This is a genomic window from Kitasatospora sp. NPDC101176, from assembly GCF_044768035.1.
Taxonomy (GTDB): Bacteria; Actinomycetota; Actinomycetes; order Streptomycetales; family Streptomycetaceae; genus Kitasatospora.
Genome location: NZ_JBIWPA010000026.1, coordinates 46,607 through 61,166 on the forward strand (window position 1 = coordinate 46,607; position 14,560 = coordinate 61,166).

A 14,560-nucleotide genomic window follows, 5' to 3' on the forward strand; every position below is an offset into this window, starting at 1 on the left:
ACGGGCCAACGGCGCAGGTGGGCGGGGTGACGGCCGGTCGGCCGACCGGGTGGGCGGGGTGGCGGGCACGGTCGGCCCCTGGTGCGGCCGGCCGGAGGGCGCCACAATGCGCGCATGGGGAGACGGCTCGGGGCGGGCTCGACGGGCGCGGGTCCGACTGGCCTGCCGGGTGCTACGGGGCTGGTCGGTCTGCGGGGCCTGCAGGGCTTGCGGGGCCTGGGGCTGACAGGCCTGACAGGCCTGACGGGGCTGGTGGTGGGGCCGGCCATGGCCGCGGCGTGCGGCGGACCGCCGACCGCCGCACGCGCCACCGTGCCGCCCGCCACGGCGTCGCCGTCCGCCGCAGGGGCGGTCCCGTCGGCCGACCCCGTGGCGGACTGCGTGCTGAGCATCGGGCCCTGGCTGCAGACCGCCCTCGACGGCGGCACCGACCTCGGCGACTACCAGGAGATGGGTCTGTCCAGCGCCCAGGGCGGGGCGCTCCGCGACCTCCAGCGGCGGGCCGCCGCCCTCCGGGCCCAGGGGCCGCTGCCCGCCGGCTGGGCGGCGGAGGAGGTCCGGCGCTCCTGTGCCGCGATCGCCGCCGCCCGGGCCACGGCGACGGCGAGGCCGACGGGCTGGCCGTGACCGGAGGGCGGCGCCGTGGCCCGGGTGGCGGGTCGTTCAGCGCAGGCCGGCGAAGAGGTCGTTCTCGGGCAGTTCCGCGTCGGTGGTGTCGTGCACCCGGACGAAGGTCTCCACACCCATCAGCTGGGTGAACTTCTCCTTGCCCATCTTCAGGAAGAAGATGTTCTCGCCCTGGCTGGCGTGCGCGGCCAGCGCGTCGTACTTCTGGCCGCCGAACCCGGTGGCGTCCACCCAGGTGGTGATCTCCTCGTCGGGGAGGCCGATCTCGGGCAGCTCCGACCCCTCGCTGCCCGGCTCCTCCCACTCCCCGCCGAGCTCGCGCATGACCTCCCCGAACTTCGCCATCATCGAGCGCGGCGCCGTCGTCCAGTACACCTTCGGAGCCGTGCCGACCAGCTCCAGCGCCCGCGTCGTGATGCGGTTGGCCTGGATGTGGTCGGGGTGGCCGTAGAAGCCGTTCTCGTCGTACGTCACGACCACGTCGGGTTGGTACTTCCGCATCAGGTCGGCCAGGCGGGCCGCCGCCTCGTCCACCGGCGTCGTCCAGAACGAGCCGGGCGCGTCGTTGGCGGGCCAGCCCATCATCCCGGAGTCGCCGTACTCGAGCAGTTCCAGGTGGCCGACCTCGAGGACCTCGCAGCTGGCCTCCAGCTCCTGACGGCGCATCGCGGCGACGGCCGCCGGGTCGTGCCCGGCCTCGCCGGGCTTGACGCCCCCCGGACCGTCTCCGCAGGCGCCGTCGGTACAGGTGACGAGCACCGTGCGGATGCCCTCGGCCGCGTAGCGGGCGAGCACACCGCCCGTGCCGGTGGCCTCGTCGTCGGGGTGGGCGTGCACGGCCATCAGGGTCAAGGGCCGGTCAGTCATGGGGCTCATCCTTCGGTCTGCCGAGTGTTCGGCCTCAGTCTGCGGCACGGGGCCGACAGGGAGCGTGGTTCGCCGTGGTTCTGATCGACTGTTGGGAACGACGGGGCCACCGCCCGCTATTCCGGCCGCCCGGCCTCCGGTGCGGGGCGCACTCCGCAGGCCTGATGCGAGCGGTGGTGGCGTCGGACGGCCGGTCCGGCGCCATCGCCGTTTCGTGTACGGAGCGTGGCGGTGAGGCGCGGCCGTCCCCGCCGTCACGCCCGCCCGGCACGCTGGTGTCACAGCCGCCCCGGCTGTCTCACCAGCCGAAACGTCGGGATCGCGGGTGGCGTGGCGGGGAGCTCGCGAGACGGCGATGGTTGCTCACCGTGGTCGACGGGGTGTTCTCGAGCGTGCATATTTAGGTTAGCCTTACCTCATGCACACTGCCTCCCTGGCCGCGACCACGGCCGGATACGTCATGCCCCAGGCCTGGCGGATCCTCAGCAAGACCGGCTACTTCCTCGGCCTCAGCGGGGCCATCGGTGCCACCGTCACCTACGCCACCACCGTCCGCCCCGCGCTGCGCGCGCCGCAGACACGCCCCGAGGACACGGTGGTGCTGCGAAGAAGAACCGCGGCCTACCTCGCCTGGGCGGGCGTGGTGCTGCTGGTCGCCGGGTACTTCCAGCTCGCGGCCCGGGTGGCACGCGCCGGCAAGGGGATGCCCTTCGGTGACGCCCTCGTGCCCGACCGGATCCTGGACTTCCTGCAGGCCCCCGCCGCCAAGGGCGCCTGGATCGCCCAGGGCACCGTCTACCTGGTGCAGAACGCGGTCCTGGTGGTGACGGCCGCCGCCCTGACGTCCCTGTTCGTCCCGGCCGTCCGCCGGCACGTCGACGCCGTCGCCCTCCTCGCGCTGCCGCTCTCGCTCGCCGTCACCCTGATCGGCGCCGTCCCGGCCACCAAGCCCGCCGACCTCGACCGCTGGCTGGACCTCGTCTTCGACCAGACCCACATCGTCTCCGGCGTGGTCTGGCTCGGCGGCCTCGCCCTCCTGGTCGCCCTGGCCGGCACCCGCGGCCGGCTCGGCGACGGCGCCGGACTGCTCTGGGCCGACGTGTGGCGCCGGTTCAGCCTGGTCGCCATGGTCTGCGTCGGCGCGGTCACCGTGTCGGGCCTCTGGCTGAGCTGGAAGCACGTCGGCGCGGTCTCCCAGCTGTGGACCACCGGCTACGGCATCGCCCTGTCCGTCAAGGTCCTGCTGGTCCTCGGCCTCGTCGCCGCCGGAGCCTTCAACCAGTTCCGCCTGATGCCGCGGATCGTCCAGGCCCGCCGGGCCGACGACCAGAGCTCGCTGCTGCACCTGACCCTGCGGCACTTCCCGCTGGTCGTGTGGGGCGAGGTCGCGCTCGGCGTCGCCGTGCTCGCCGTCATGCCCTTCATCTCGGGCTCGGCCCGCACCGAGGCCGGCAGCGCCAAGGCCGTCTCCTCCACCACGGTGTTCGCCGGCGGGGCCGCCCTGGTCGTCGCCCTGGTCGTCTCGCTCTACGCCACGGCCAAGGCCTCCGACGCGCTGGCCCGCCGCACGCCCACCACGGCCGCGGCCTGACCGGACCCGCTGCGGCGGCGCAGGCGGGCGGAGGGGCGGGGCGTCACCGCGGCGGTTTCCGGCGGACGCCCCGCCCTCCGTCGTGTGCGCCCCCGGCGCCGAAGCCCGGTCGTCGTCGCCCGCCTGCCGCACCCGCCGAAGCCCGGCCGCCACGGCGCCTGCCCGCCTGTCCCGCCGCTAGGGCGCCCGCCCGCCCCGCCGCCCGCGGCCGTCCCCAAAACCAGTGGCCCGACCGCCGATCCGGTGCGATGATCCGCGGAGCGGGCGGCCGGGCCCTTCGTCGTCCGGTGCCGACCCGGTTGCCCGAACCGGACCGGACCGGACCGGACCGGACCGGACCGGACCGGACCGGCGCGTCTCGGTCCGGATCGGCCGCACCAGCCGGATCCGCCGGAAGGGACGTCGTCGTGACCGCCTCCACAGCCAGCCCGTCCGAGTCCACGCCCGCACCGGAGGCCCGCACCACCGCGGGTGCGCTGCGCGGCACCTGGGAAGCGGGGCTCGCGGTCTTCCGCGGCGTCCCGTTCGCCGAGCCGCCGGTCGGGGCGCTGCGCTTCGCCGCACCGCAGCCCGTCCGCGGGTGGGCCGGCGTGCGGGCGGCCGAGGCGTACGGCCCGCCACCGCCCCAGGCCGGAGTGCTCGGCACGGACGGCCCCGCCGATCCGGCCGCGGACGGTGACTGGCTGACGGTCAACGTCTGGTCGCCCGACCCGGGCCCGGGCGCGGGCCTCCCGGTGCTGGTGTGGATCCCCGGCGGCGGCTACGTGATCGGCTCCTCCGCGCTGCCCGAGTTCGACGGCGGCCGGCTGGCCGCGGGCGGCCTCGTCGTGGTCACGCTCAACTACCGGCTGGGCCTGGAGGGCTTCGCGCAGATCGAGGGCGCCCCCGCCAACCGCGGTCTGCTCGACCAGCTCGCCGCCCTGCGCTGGGTCCACGACAACGTCCGGGCCTTCGGTGGCGACCCGTCGCGGGTCACGGTCGCCGGCCAGTCGGCGGGCGGCGGCTCGGTCGCCGCTCTGCTGGCGATGCCGCGGGCGGCCGGACTCTTCCGCCGGGCCGTCGCGCAGAGCGTGCCGGGGACGTTCCTCACGCCCGAGCTGGCCGCCGACGTCGCCGCCGCCTGCGCCGCCGAACTGGGACTGCGGCCCACGGTGGCCGACCTGTCCACCGTCGACCCGGCCCGGCTGCCCGCCGCGGGCGACGCCGTCTCCGCGAAGATCGGCCGGTGGGCGGACCGCTGGGGCCCGATCACCCACCGGCCGATCCCGTTCGCCCCCGTCGTCGACGGCGACGTCCTGCCCGCCACCCCCTGGCAGGCCCTCGCCACCGGTGCCCCCACCGGCACCGCCGCGGACGTCGACCTCCTCGTCGGCCACACCCGCGACGAACACCGGCTGTTCAGCCTGATCGACGGCGTGCTCGGCCAGGTCACCGAGGAACAGGCCGAGACCGCCCTGCGGATGCTCGCCCCCGGCCCGGACGGCGCCCGCCGCCACCGGGCCGCCCACCCGGCGGCCGGCCCCGAGGAACTCTACGAACTGGTCAACGCCGACTGGCTGTTCCGCATGCCGACCCTCCACCTCGCCCGGGCGCACGCCGCCGCCGGCGGGCGGACGTTCCTCTACGAGCTCACCTGGCCCGCCCCCGGCCTCGGCGGGATCCTCGGCGCCTGCCACGGCCTCGACGTCCCGCTCGTCTTCGGCAACCTGAGCAGCGGCCAACCCGCGTTGCTGATCGGCGACACCCCCTCGCCGGAGGCGGAGGAGCTCTCCGCGCGGATGCGCACCGCCTGGACGGCCTTCGCGACCGACGGGGACCCGGGCTGGCCCGCCCACGAGCCCGGGCGGCGCCTCGTCCAGCTCCTCGACGCGCACCCGGCCGTCGCCCCCTACCCGGAGGAGGCCTCCCGACTGCTCTGGCAGGACCACGACTTCGCCGCCATCCCGCTGCTCGGCGGCTGATGCCTCTCACCCGGACGAGCCCCGGCGGCCGGGGTCACGGGTGGGGTCAGCCCGGCCCGCGGGCGGGCGTGGACACCCGGGCCGTCACCCCCGCGGCGGCCGGCTCCTCCACCGGCACCCGGCGGACCGGACGCGCACGGTGCCGGCCGGCCACCGGCGGCCGTCCCGAGGTCCTGGCTGACAGTGCCGCATGACACAGTTCGGCCCATGAACATCACCACCACGAGCCACAGTTGGGACGAGGCGGTCGCCCTCTTCGAGCGCCGCGGGCTGCCCGTCTCCTCCTACGAGAACCTCTACGAGGAGGAGTACGACGTCCACTCCGGCGATTTGACGGTCGACGGTCACCTTGACCTCGACGCCGCGGAGCCGGACGGCACCGGCTACGTCGTCGACGGCGACCTCGCCGTCACCGGTGCCGTCCTCAACACCGACGACGGCTGCCCGGCGCTGATCGTCCTCGGGGACCTCAGGGCCGCCGCCGTCTACCTGGAGGGCGACGCCAAGCTCCTCGTCCGCGGGGACGTCCACGTCGAGGCCTTCGTCGGCAACATGACCGACAAGCTCGTGATGCTCCACGGCGACCTGCACGCCCGGGTCACGGTGCTGTCCGCCGAGTTCGCCCCCGACCTGGTCGAGGGCATCCTGCACGGTCCGGTGCTCGCGCCCGCCTACCTCGCCCCCTCCGCCGGCGGGCCGCCGGTCGACGCCGCGACGGTGCTCGTGCCCGAGGTCCTGACCACCGGCACCGGGGAGGACCCGGACGAGCTGCGCGGCTTCGACGCGCCCGGCGTCCACGGCGGCCGCCTGCTGAGCCGCATCGAGGCCGGCCTGCCCGTCACCCTGGCCGGCCCGTCCGGGACTGCTGGGACGGCGGCCGCAGGGCCGAGCACGGAAGGCTGACTCGCAGGACGTCCGGCCGGAGGAGCCGCTCGGCCCGGGCAGCGGCGCGGCTCGCTCGTCCAGCCGGTCGGCCGGTCGGATTGAGCGTCCGCAGACCGGAAAGACGCGAGCGGTGCGACGGGCTTCCGCGCCGGGGAACGGTCCCGGCCCGGAAGCACGGCCGCCGATGAGCGGGTGCCCGAGGCACGCCACGGCGAACCCGGGGGCGCCGTGCCCGCCGGAAGGACACGGGCGGGCGGCGCGGTCGGGCACGCCGTGGAGAGGAGTCGTCGTGGCGGGTACCGGCAGGACCGATCCGGGCTCCGTGCTCCCCCCGAAACCGCCGGCTCCGCCGACCCCTCCGGCGGCACCCACGACCATCGCCGATCCCGGCGCCCTCGGCCTCGCGGCCTTCGCGATGACCACGTTCGTCCTGAGCTGGTACCGGGGCACCTGACCGCGTCGACCGTCAGGCGACCGGACCAGCCCGGCGCGCGCCCGCGCCGCCGGGCTGGTCAGCTGTACGGGGAGTCCGCGACCCGCCCGGCTCCCGGACCACGTGGGAGGAACCCGTGCCGGACCCGACGACGTCGTACGCCGACCTTCGCGCCCTGGTGATCAACTGCACCCTCAAGCGCTCCCCGGAACGCAGCCACACCCAGGGCCTGATAGACGTCAGCACCGGCATCCTCGAACGCCAGGGCGTCGAGGTCGAGGTCCTCCGGGCCGTCGACCTCGACATCGCCACCGGCGTCTGGCCCGACATGACCGAACACGGCTGGGACACCGACGAGTGGCCCGTCATCTACTCCAAGGTGATGGCCGCCGACATCCTCACCCTCGCCGGGCCGGTCTGGCTCGGCGACAACTCCTCCGTCATGAAGCAGGTCGTCGAGCGGCTGTACGCCTGCTCGTCGATCCTCAACTCCGAGGGCCAGTACGCCTACTACGGCCGGGTCGGCGGCTGTCTGATCACCGGCAACGAGGACGGCGCCAAGCACTGCGCGATGAACGTGCTCTACAGCCTCCAGCACCTGGGCTACACGATCCCCCCGCAGGCCGACGCCGGCTGGGTCGGCGAGGCCGGCCCCGGTCCGTCCTACCTCGACGAGGGCTCCGGCGGCCCGGACAACGACTTCACCAACCGCAACACCACCTTCATGACCTGGAACCAGCTCCACCTGGCCAGGCTGCTGAAGGACGCCGGTGGCATCCCCGCCCACGGCAACCAGCGCTCCGAATGGGACGCCGGCTGCCGCTTCGACTTCGAGAACCCCGAACACCGCTGATCCGCTGCGGACGGGACGGCCCAGGTGCGAGGGGCCGGAGCGCCCGAGACCCCCGCGGGGCAGGGGCCGAGGACTTGGGTCGGGGTCAGCGTGCGGCCGGTGCGGGGCCCACGAGCTCTTTGAGGACGCCCTCCATGGTGACCGGGCCGAGCGTGGTACCGGGTTCGGCGAAGACGGCCTCGCCGGGCGGGGTGACGTTCAAGGCCGGGTCTGCCCCCGGATTGTCCGGCGGTCGGGCTGCCGAGCCGGGCGGGCCCGAGCAGCACCGCTGCGAGCTCCCGTGGCGGGGCCGATGTGGCGATCCGGCGAGCAGGACCTGCCGCCGCGACGGCGATCACCGCGCAGGCGGTGAGGAGTCCGCGGAGGACGGTGGCCGGCTCGCTCCGCCGGCCCGGCGGAGGTGAGTGCGGGCATTTCCTCGGCGAGGATCGGCGCGCCCATCGCCGCAGCCGCGGCGCGGATCCTCGTCCGTGGGGCGAGGCCCGTCTCAGCGGTCTCCCAGGAGCGCGAAGGCGAACGCCAGGCGGCGGTCGATCCACTCCGCCTTGACGGTGACCTTCTCGCTTCCTTCGGAGAGCATCACTACCACGCCGTCGGCACGCCATTCCAGGGTGCGCGGCTTGGCGGGGTGGTCCCCGCCGTCGGCTCCGAGGTCGGCGACGGCTCCGAGGACACCGACCGCGAACCGGCCGGCCGCCCGCGCGAGCGCGTCCTTCGGCGAGCCGCCCGCGATCCACTCGTTCCGGCCGACGATGGTGGGGTGGTCCGGTTGGTCGATGGCCCAGGTGTGGCGGAAAGGACGCCTGGGCGGAACGCGGCGAAGGGTCCCGATGAGCTGCCCCTGGCCGTCGTGGACGGGGTGGTGTCGCTCGCCGGCGACCTCCTGCGGTTCGCCGACGTAGCAGAGTAGACGGGTGGCGTCGCGGTCTTCGAAGAGGGCGAGCTCAGGACCGCGGGCAGGGGGAGCCGACACCGGTAGCGGCAGGTCCGACATGGCCACGTACGCGCACGGGGCGAGGACGCGGTCGTTCGTGCCGCGCTTGGCCACGCGGACGGCGCGGGGGCCCCGCGTGATGCGGTTGCGCGTGGGAGTGGCAGGCCGTTCGACGTCGCCGACCACGAACTCCCTGACCCGTTCCCAGCCCACGGGCTCGACGGGGGCTTCCGCCGGGCGGTTCCTGTTCGCGCCGAAAAGCATTCCCGCCCCCAGACGGTCCGGCTGAGCCTGATCAGCCGCCGACCCTACACGGATCCGCCCGGACGCCGCTCACGAGGCCCGCTCCCGGTCGTACTCCGGCGGTTCCGTCCGTCGGAAGGTGCCGGAGGGTGGGCGTCGGCGCCCGCGCGGGGGTGCCGTGAGCCCCGTGGCCGGGGCGGGCGTCAGCCTGCCGGCGGGGCGATCAATTGCGCTGCCATGGCGGCCAGTTCGCGTTCGATGTGAGCCCGGGAGGCCTCGGGTAGGGCGGCGAGACGAAGCGGTCGGGCGGAGATCAGTGAGATCAGCAGCCAGGCCGCCGCATCGGGGTCGGTGCCGGCGCGGAGCTCTCCGTCGGCCTGGCCCCGGCGGAGCAGCGCGGCGAGGGACTCGGCGATCCGGCGCACGGCCGTCTGTCCTGCCTCGGCGACGGATGGTTCGGCGGTGGCCGCGACCGAGTCGGCGAACAGCACGCCGATCGCTCCCCGTGCGTGCAACCGGTCGAGGTGCTCGGGTGCGGTGAGCCCGGTGAGCAGGGCGGACACCGGGACGCCGGAGCCGGCGGCCGCGGCCAGTTCGGTGCAGACGAGGTCGGCGGCGTGCGCCACGACGGCGGTGAAGAGCCTGGCCTTCGATTTGAAGTTCTGGAAGACCACCGGCTCGGTGACGCCGATGCGGGCGGCCACCTCGGAGACCTTGGCGCGCCCGTAGCCGTGTTCGGCGAAGACCTCGGTGGCGGCAGCCAGGATCGTGGCGCGGCGCTCGTCCGCGCTCAGGCGGGTCCGGCGCCGTGCGGTGGGTCGGGTCTCGCTGGGGTCGGGCTCGGTCACCCGATCATCCTAGGGGTTCTCTTGCCGAAGAACTTAGTCGCAACTAAGCTCGGGATTACTTAGTCCGAACTAAGTAGGGAGCGGGAGATGGCGCTCGGACGCCTGCTGCACGGAGACCCCCAGCACGACACCGACGGCACGGCCATCGGCCACGGCCGCGGCTACGAACTGTTCACCACCGTCGCCTTCGGCGGCCGCCGGGACCGGGTGTTCGCCCGGCTCGCCGCCCTCAGCGGCGCCCGGCCTGGCGACCGGGTGCTCGACGTGGGCTGCGGCACCGGCTACCTGACCCGGCGGATGGCCACCGCCGTCGCGCCCGACGGCACGGCTCTCGGCGTCGACCCCGCCGACCAGGTCGTCGACCACGCCCGGCGCCTCGCCGCCGCTCTGCCCGGCTGTACCTTCGAGCGCGGCATAGCGGAGGAACTGGCTGCTCCGGACGCCTCCTTCGACGTGGTCGTCAGCAGCCTGATGATCCACCACCTGCCCGCTGGGGTGAGGCCGCGGGCACTGGCGGAGATGTACCGGGTCTGCCGGCCGGGCGGGCGGCTGCTGGTCGCCGACTTCCGTCCTCCCGAGAGCCGGATCGGACGACACCTCGTCGGTGCCGCCACCGGACCGGCCATGGAACACAACCCGATCGACGAGCTGGACGGCCTGGTGCGGGACGCCGGATTCACCGGGGTCGGGGTCGGCGATCTGCGCCCGTGGATGCGCTACGTGACGGGCGTCCGGCCCGCCGAGCGTCAGGACCCCGCGTGAACCGGCCGCCGGGAGGCCACCGCGTCCTGCGGATCGTCGCCCTGCCGCTGGCAGTCGGCGGTCTCGCCGTCCATCTGTGGCTCGGCACGAAGGCCGGACTCGCCGTCGCAGGGGCAGGCCTGGCCGCACATCTCGTCGCCGCGTTCCTCGGGCGAAGGTGGCTCGAGCGGCGTGACCGCGCCATGTCCTGAGCGTCGTCCGCCGCGCCGCTCCTGATCGCCGGAGATCGGATGGTCACGACGTCGACCGAGAGCGAGGCGACCGCGAGCGAGGCGACCGCGGCCAGGACGCGGGTGAGGCCTTGAGCGCCGGTCGGCTTCCGAGCTGATCGGCGGTCATCTCGCGGCCTCCTGGACGGCCCGCTGGGCCGGGCCCGCCGCTCACGTCGGACGGATCGCGCGACACCGGTCGTGGTGGGCAGCGCGGTGCGTGACGGTTCTTCTACGATCGGCGCACCGGTGCTCCCAGAGACAGGGGTTGGTTCCGATGGCGGATTCCACCGCGGGCGTCGACCCGTCGAAGCCGAGCATCGCTCGGGTCTACGACTATCTGCTCGGCGGGAGGGACAACCACGCCGTCGACCGTGAGGTCGGCGACTACTTCATCAGGGACCTGCCCGGTTCGGTGGCGATCGCGTTCGCCAACCGCCGGGCGCTGATCCGCGCGGTGGGCGGCATGGCCGACGACGGCATCCGCCAGTTCGTCGACATGGGCAGCGGCCTGCCCACCACCGACAACGTGCACCAGGTCGCCCAGCGGCACAGCCCCGGCGCGCGCGTCGTCTACGTGGACGACGATCCGGTCGTGCTCGCTCACGGCCGTGCGCTGCTGGCCGTCGACGACCGCACCGCGATGGTCGAGGCCGATCTGCGCGAGCCGGAGGCGATCCGCGACCATCCCGATGTGGTGCGCCTGATCGACTTCGAGGAGCCGGTGGGACTCGTCTTCAGTGCCGTCCTGCACCACCTCGACGACGACGAACGGCCCGCCGACCTCGTGCGCTGGTGGGCGGACCGGGTGCCGCCCGGCAGCCGGGTCTACATCTCCCACTTCCGCTCCGGCGGGAACGAGGAGACCCGGCTCGCGCAGCAGAAGCTGCAGGACACCTTCGGCCGGGGCCGCTGGCGCACCGACGAGGAGATCACGGACCTGTTCGGTGGCCTGGAGCTGCTCGAACCGGGCCTGGTGAACTGCCCGCTGTGGCGGCCGGATCCCGCGCCGGGGGAGGAGGCCGCCCGAGCCGGGGCGGGGGCACGGGAGCTGACGGTGTGGGAACGGATGATCTCCTGCGCACTGTCCCGCAAGCCGTAGCAGCCCAACGCGCGCCGGGCGGGGATCCGCCCGGCGCCGGGCCCGCACACCGGGGCGACCCGGCCTACCTGCGGGTGTTCTTGACGTTGGGTTGGGTCTTCTGGTTGTAGATCTCCTTGCCGTCGGCGTCGTAGGCGTGGACGTAGGGGGCCGGGGGGAAGGAGGTGCGGTCGGGGCCGGTGGTGACGGCCGCCGCGTAGGCGAACGCGCCGCCCGCCATGACGGCGGGGTACTGCGTCGGGTCGTCGCCGTAGCTGATGGTGACCTTGGCGACGTCGGGCGTGTAGTGCCCGGCGCCCAGCGAGAGGTGCTGCCCGGCGCCGGTCGGTGTGCTGAAGCTGTCGAAGAACTCGATCAGGTGGCCGGCGCCCCACAGGCGGTCGTTGATGAACGTCGCGGGGACGGACTTGCTGGTGCCCTTGTTGCCCTTCGACTCGCACTGCACGTACTGGCCGGCGGAGTCGACGGCGATCACGACACCGTCGGTGTCCGTCGAGGCGACGGGAGTGCGGACCGCGATCACCGCGTGGTACTTCGACGCCTCCGAGCCCAGGCACGAACCCAGGATCCGGGCGACGGCCCCGGCCTCGATCGGAGTCGTCGCCGTACTGGTGACGGCGGGCGCAGCCGGGGCGGAAGGGGACGCCGACACGGAGGGGGTGCCGATGGGGGCTGCCCCCTGTTGTGGTTCCGGTGACCGTCGTGGTTCCGGTGAGTGCAACGCGGACGGGAGCGCCAGGCACAGGACCGCTGCGGTGCAGGCCGCGGTCGCGGCCAGGGCGTGCCGGCGGCGGCGGCGCCGGTCGGCGCGTCTGCGGATCTCCGCGGCGGGCAGGGACGGCGCGGACAACTGCGTGCCGAGCAGCCGCAGCCGGTCGCCGAGGGTGTCGTGGACGGGGTCAGACACGGAGCTTTCCTTCCTCGCTGGTCGGGGCCTGGTCGGCGAGTCTGGTCGCGAGCGCGGTCCGGCCGCGGGCGAGGCGGCTCTTGACGGCGCTGACGCTGGCACCGGTCTCGACCGCGACCTGCTCGACGGAGAGGTCGCACATGTGGTGCAGGACCAGGGCGCTCCGTTGTGCCTCGGGCAGGTCGCGGAGCGCGGTGACCAGCACGAGGTGCTCCTCGGTGGGCGGCTCGACGGTGGGTGGTTCCTGGCGGTGGTGGCGTCCGGCCAGGTGCAGGCCCCGGGCCAGACGCCGCCAGCGGGAGTGGGCCAGCCGCCGGGCCGTGGTCCGGATCCATGCCTCCGGGGCGTCGTCCGGGTCGAGGGTGCGCCGCCGGTCCCATGCACGGATGAAGGCCTCCTGGACCACGTCCTGCGCTTCGGACCAGTTGCCGGTGATCGCGTAGAGCTGCCCGGTCAGGCGGGAGAAGGACGCCGCGTAGAACGCGTCGAACTCCTGTGGCGTCATCAAGGGCCTCTCCTCCGGAGTGTCCGTCAGCTCGCGGCACGGCCGGTCCGCGAGGAGGCGGTCCTCGGCCGCGGCGGTGGAGCCGTGCGTCCTGGGTGGAGCCTCCCGCCCTGTACGCACGAGCGCCGTTGCGGGGTTGCGCCCACGAACTATGACCTGGATCACGTGTGCGGGGTGCGACCTGCCGGGCGTCAGGAGGCGTACAGGGGTGCCGGGCATCAACCGGACGCCCGCAGGAAAGGACACGGATTCATGCGCATCCGCCCGATCGTGCCTATCGCAGCCACCGCCGCAGTGGTCACCGCCGCAGTCATCGCGACCGCGGGGGGAATGGCCACCGCCGCAACCGGTACCCCCGCGCCCACCTCCACGGCGCACATCGAGCCTTCCGCTGCGGCGGCGTCCACAGCCCCCACTGCCTCCGGCAGCGGCTCGGCCGCGGCCTCACCCTCCGGCAGCCCCTCGGCGGCGACCGGTGTGACGGCAAGCCCGGCCGCTCCCGCCGTCACCAGTACGGCGACGACTCCGATCGATGCCGGGGCCGTCGCCCGGATCCTGGGTTCGTGCCTGGGCTCGGAGGCGTCGAAGTACCACGCGGTGATCGCGGTCCGCACTCCCGTCGCCGCGACGGACACCGACGGTGTCGTGATCGCCGTCGACTCCGCCGGCCAGTACGTGCAGTGCGAGTCGAAGGGCGACAAGGGCACGAGCATGTCCGTCCCCGCGACGTTCATCAACGACCGCCTGTGGGGCGCCGGCCACCTGATCGAGTTCTTCGACAGCTTCAGCACACCGACCGGCGCCGGGCAGCACCTCTCGCTGGGCGCCGGGCACTACACCCCCGGCGTCGCCAAGGTCACCATCAGCTACGGCGACGACCCGACGCAGTACCCGGCCGTCATGGCGGGCGGCGCGTTCGCCTACGCGGCGGCCGTCACCACCGGCCCCGACCGCACGTCCTTCCCCCCGGCCCCCTACGTCCACGCCTACGACGCCAACGGCAAGGAGATCTACAACCAGAAGACCCAACCCAACGTCAAGAACACCCGCAAGTAGCCGTAACCCCGGACGCCGAGACGGGCCCGGCTCCGCCCGGAGCCGGGCCCGTCTCGGCGTCTCGGGGCCACCGACGGGACGGCCCGGCCACGGCCGGTGCGCTCCGCACGCGCCGTGGCCGGGGGATGTCCGCTGGCGGGCGGCGGGCGGTGGCGGGCAGGATGCCGCCATGACGACGAGCGGAACCCCCGGGACGGCGGCCGGGGCGGTGCAGGAGCTGCGGGGGATCGCCCACGCGTGGGTCGACGGCCGCTACGCCGAGCTGGAGTCGCTGATCCAGGCCGCTGTCCGCGCCCTGTCCGCGGGCGTGGACACCCCGTCGCTGTGGTTGCTCGCCTGGCTGCTCAGCGGTGAGGAGGCCCAGGCCCCGGGGCTGTTCGACCGGGTGATGGACGAGCTCGGGTTCGGCTTCCGGCCGCCCGGGGGCGCCGGGGACTACTGGCAGGGCCGGCTGGCGCTCGCCCGGTGGTGGGCCGCCGAGATCGCCGGCGGGTGGCTCGACCCCGTCGAGGGGGCCTTGCTCATCGTCGAGAACGTGGCCGAGGCCTACGGGGCGTGCGAGGAGCTGGCACCCGTGGTCGACGCGGTGGCGGTCCACCTGGGCCGGGCCGGATCGCAGGCGCCCGCGGAGGAGATCGCCGCACACCTGACCCGGGCCGCCGGTGAACTCCTGGCCCGTATCCCGCCCCTGCGCGACGACGGGATCCCGGCCCGAGGGGCCGGCATGTGACGTCCCGTCACGAGCCCGGCGCAGTGGCCGGTCGTCGTTTCCCGGGC

The 14,560-nt window shown here is 74.3% G+C and carries 16 protein-coding genes; 11 read left to right on the forward strand and 5 right to left on the reverse strand.

The genetic code is table 11. The features are described from left to right. Positions 1-381 precede the first annotated feature (381 nt). A complete protein-coding gene (locus ACIRS1_RS28695) occupies positions 382-627 on the forward strand; it encodes a hypothetical protein (protein ID WP_402844881.1) in 246 nt (81 codons plus the stop codon). A gap of 36 nt (positions 628-663) precedes the next feature. Here ACIRS1_RS28695 and ACIRS1_RS28700 read toward each other — a convergent pair whose 3' ends face one another. Continuing rightward, entirely contained in the window at positions 664-1,494 is an 831-nt protein-coding gene (locus tag ACIRS1_RS28700; RefSeq protein WP_387899436.1) for a PIG-L family deacetylase, read from the reverse strand. 418 nt (positions 1,495-1,912) lie between these two features. Here ACIRS1_RS28700 and ACIRS1_RS28705 point away from each other — a divergent pair, with 418 nt between their 5' ends. The 5 genes from ACIRS1_RS28705 to ACIRS1_RS28725 all read left to right on the forward strand — a co-directional run bounded on the left by ACIRS1_RS28705 (position 1,913) and on the right by ACIRS1_RS28725 (position 7,217). Next, the gene (locus ACIRS1_RS28705; protein WP_402844884.1) at positions 1,913-3,085 is read left to right on the forward strand and encodes a CopD family protein; all 1,173 of its coding nucleotides are present in this window, start codon (positions 1,913-1,915) and stop codon (positions 3,083-3,085) included. A 407-nt stretch (positions 3,086-3,492) separates the two neighbouring features. After that, on the forward strand, positions 3,493-5,046 hold the full coding sequence (locus ACIRS1_RS28710; protein WP_402844886.1) for a carboxylesterase/lipase family protein: 1,554 nt from the start codon (positions 3,493-3,495) through the stop codon (positions 5,044-5,046). A 207-nt stretch (positions 5,047-5,253) separates the two neighbouring features. Continuing rightward, positions 5,254-5,949 (forward strand): hypothetical protein, encoded by a 696-nt coding sequence (locus ACIRS1_RS28715; RefSeq protein WP_402844887.1) that lies wholly within the window; start codon positions 5,254-5,256, stop codon positions 5,947-5,949. A gap of 271 nt (positions 5,950-6,220) precedes the next feature. After that, entirely contained in the window at positions 6,221-6,385 is a 165-nt protein-coding gene (locus ACIRS1_RS28720) for a GPR1/FUN34/YaaH family transporter (protein WP_402844889.1), read from the forward strand. Positions 6,386-6,500: 115 nt separating this feature from the next. Then, positions 6,501-7,217: a flavodoxin family protein gene (locus ACIRS1_RS28725; RefSeq protein ID WP_402844891.1), complete on the forward strand. Its 717-nt coding sequence runs from the start codon at positions 6,501-6,503 to the stop codon at positions 7,215-7,217. Positions 7,218-7,704: 487 nt separating this feature from the next. Here the strand turns inward: ACIRS1_RS28725 and ACIRS1_RS28730 are convergent, their stop codons facing one another. Together ACIRS1_RS28730 and ACIRS1_RS28735 are read right to left on the reverse strand one after the other, a co-directional pair. Then, positions 7,705-8,364, reverse strand: a complete 660-nt coding sequence (locus ACIRS1_RS28730; protein ID WP_402844893.1) for a hypothetical protein — start codon at positions 8,362-8,364, stop codon at positions 7,705-7,707. 233 nt (positions 8,365-8,597) lie between these two features. After that, a complete protein-coding gene (locus ACIRS1_RS28735; RefSeq protein WP_402844895.1) occupies positions 8,598-9,242 on the reverse strand; it encodes a TetR family transcriptional regulator in 645 nt (214 codons plus the stop codon). Between the two features lie 87 nt (positions 9,243-9,329). Here ACIRS1_RS28735 and ACIRS1_RS28740 point away from each other — a divergent pair, with 87 nt between their 5' ends. From ACIRS1_RS28740 to ACIRS1_RS28750, 3 genes are all read left to right on the forward strand, one after another. Continuing rightward, a complete protein-coding gene (locus ACIRS1_RS28740) occupies positions 9,330-10,004 on the forward strand; it encodes a class I SAM-dependent methyltransferase (RefSeq protein WP_402844897.1) in 675 nt (224 codons plus the stop codon). Continuing rightward, positions 10,001-10,195 carry a hypothetical protein gene (locus tag ACIRS1_RS28745; RefSeq protein WP_402844899.1) on the forward strand — a complete coding sequence of 65 codons (195 nt, stop codon included), beginning with the start codon at positions 10,001-10,003 and terminating at the stop codon, positions 10,193-10,195. Before ACIRS1_RS28740 ends, ACIRS1_RS28745 begins: the two co-directional genes overlap by 4 nt. 295 nt (positions 10,196-10,490) lie before the next feature. Further along, complete coding sequence (locus ACIRS1_RS28750; RefSeq protein ID WP_402844901.1) at positions 10,491-11,315, forward strand: SAM-dependent methyltransferase; 825 nt, start codon at positions 10,491-10,493, stop codon at positions 11,313-11,315. A 64-nt stretch (positions 11,316-11,379) separates the two neighbouring features. Here ACIRS1_RS28750 and ACIRS1_RS28755 read toward each other — a convergent pair whose 3' ends face one another. Together ACIRS1_RS28755 and ACIRS1_RS28760 are read right to left on the reverse strand one after the other, a co-directional pair. Then, complete coding sequence (locus ACIRS1_RS28755; RefSeq protein WP_402844902.1) at positions 11,380-12,222, reverse strand: hypothetical protein; 843 nt, start codon at positions 12,220-12,222, stop codon at positions 11,380-11,382. Next, positions 12,215-12,727, reverse strand: coding sequence for a SigE family RNA polymerase sigma factor (locus tag ACIRS1_RS28760; protein ID WP_402844904.1), 513 nt, complete (start codon positions 12,725-12,727; stop codon positions 12,215-12,217). Before ACIRS1_RS28760 ends, ACIRS1_RS28755 begins: the two co-directional genes overlap by 8 nt. 477 nt (positions 12,728-13,204) lie before the next feature. Between ACIRS1_RS28760 and ACIRS1_RS28765 the strand changes: the two genes are divergently transcribed. Both ACIRS1_RS28765 and ACIRS1_RS28770 read left to right on the forward strand, forming a co-directional pair. Then, positions 13,205-13,783 carry a hypothetical protein gene (locus tag ACIRS1_RS28765; RefSeq protein ID WP_402844906.1) on the forward strand — a complete coding sequence of 193 codons (579 nt, stop codon included), beginning with the start codon at positions 13,205-13,207 and terminating at the stop codon, positions 13,781-13,783. Positions 13,784-13,952: 169 nt separating this feature from the next. Next, positions 13,953-14,513 (forward strand): hypothetical protein, encoded by a 561-nt coding sequence (locus ACIRS1_RS28770; RefSeq protein ID WP_402844908.1) that lies wholly within the window; start codon positions 13,953-13,955, stop codon positions 14,511-14,513. Positions 14,514-14,560 lie beyond the last annotated feature (47 nt).

What these genes read in the sequence shown, in the direction of transcription:
- ACIRS1_RS28700 (WP_387899436.1), bottom strand. Translation starts at nt 1,494, where the DNA reads ATGACTGACCGGCCCTTGACCCTGATGGCCGTGCACGCCCACCCCGAC.
- ACIRS1_RS28705 (WP_402844884.1), top strand. Translation starts at nt 1,913, where the DNA reads ATGCACACTGCCTCCCTGGCCGCGACCACGGCCGGATACGTCATGCCC.
- ACIRS1_RS28715 (WP_402844887.1), top strand. Translation starts at nt 5,254, where the DNA reads ATGAACATCACCACCACGAGCCACAGTTGGGACGAGGCGGTCGCCCTC.
- ACIRS1_RS28740 (WP_402844897.1), top strand. Translation starts at nt 9,330, where the DNA reads ATGGCGCTCGGACGCCTGCTGCACGGAGACCCCCAGCACGACACCGAC.
- ACIRS1_RS28750 (WP_402844901.1), top strand. Translation starts at nt 10,491, where the DNA reads ATGGCGGATTCCACCGCGGGCGTCGACCCGTCGAAGCCGAGCATCGCT.
- ACIRS1_RS28760 (WP_402844904.1), bottom strand. Translation starts at nt 12,727, where the DNA reads ATGACGCCACAGGAGTTCGACGCGTTCTACGCGGCGTCCTTCTCCCGC.
- ACIRS1_RS28770 (WP_402844908.1), top strand. Translation starts at nt 13,953, where the DNA reads ATGACGACGAGCGGAACCCCCGGGACGGCGGCCGGGGCGGTGCAGGAG.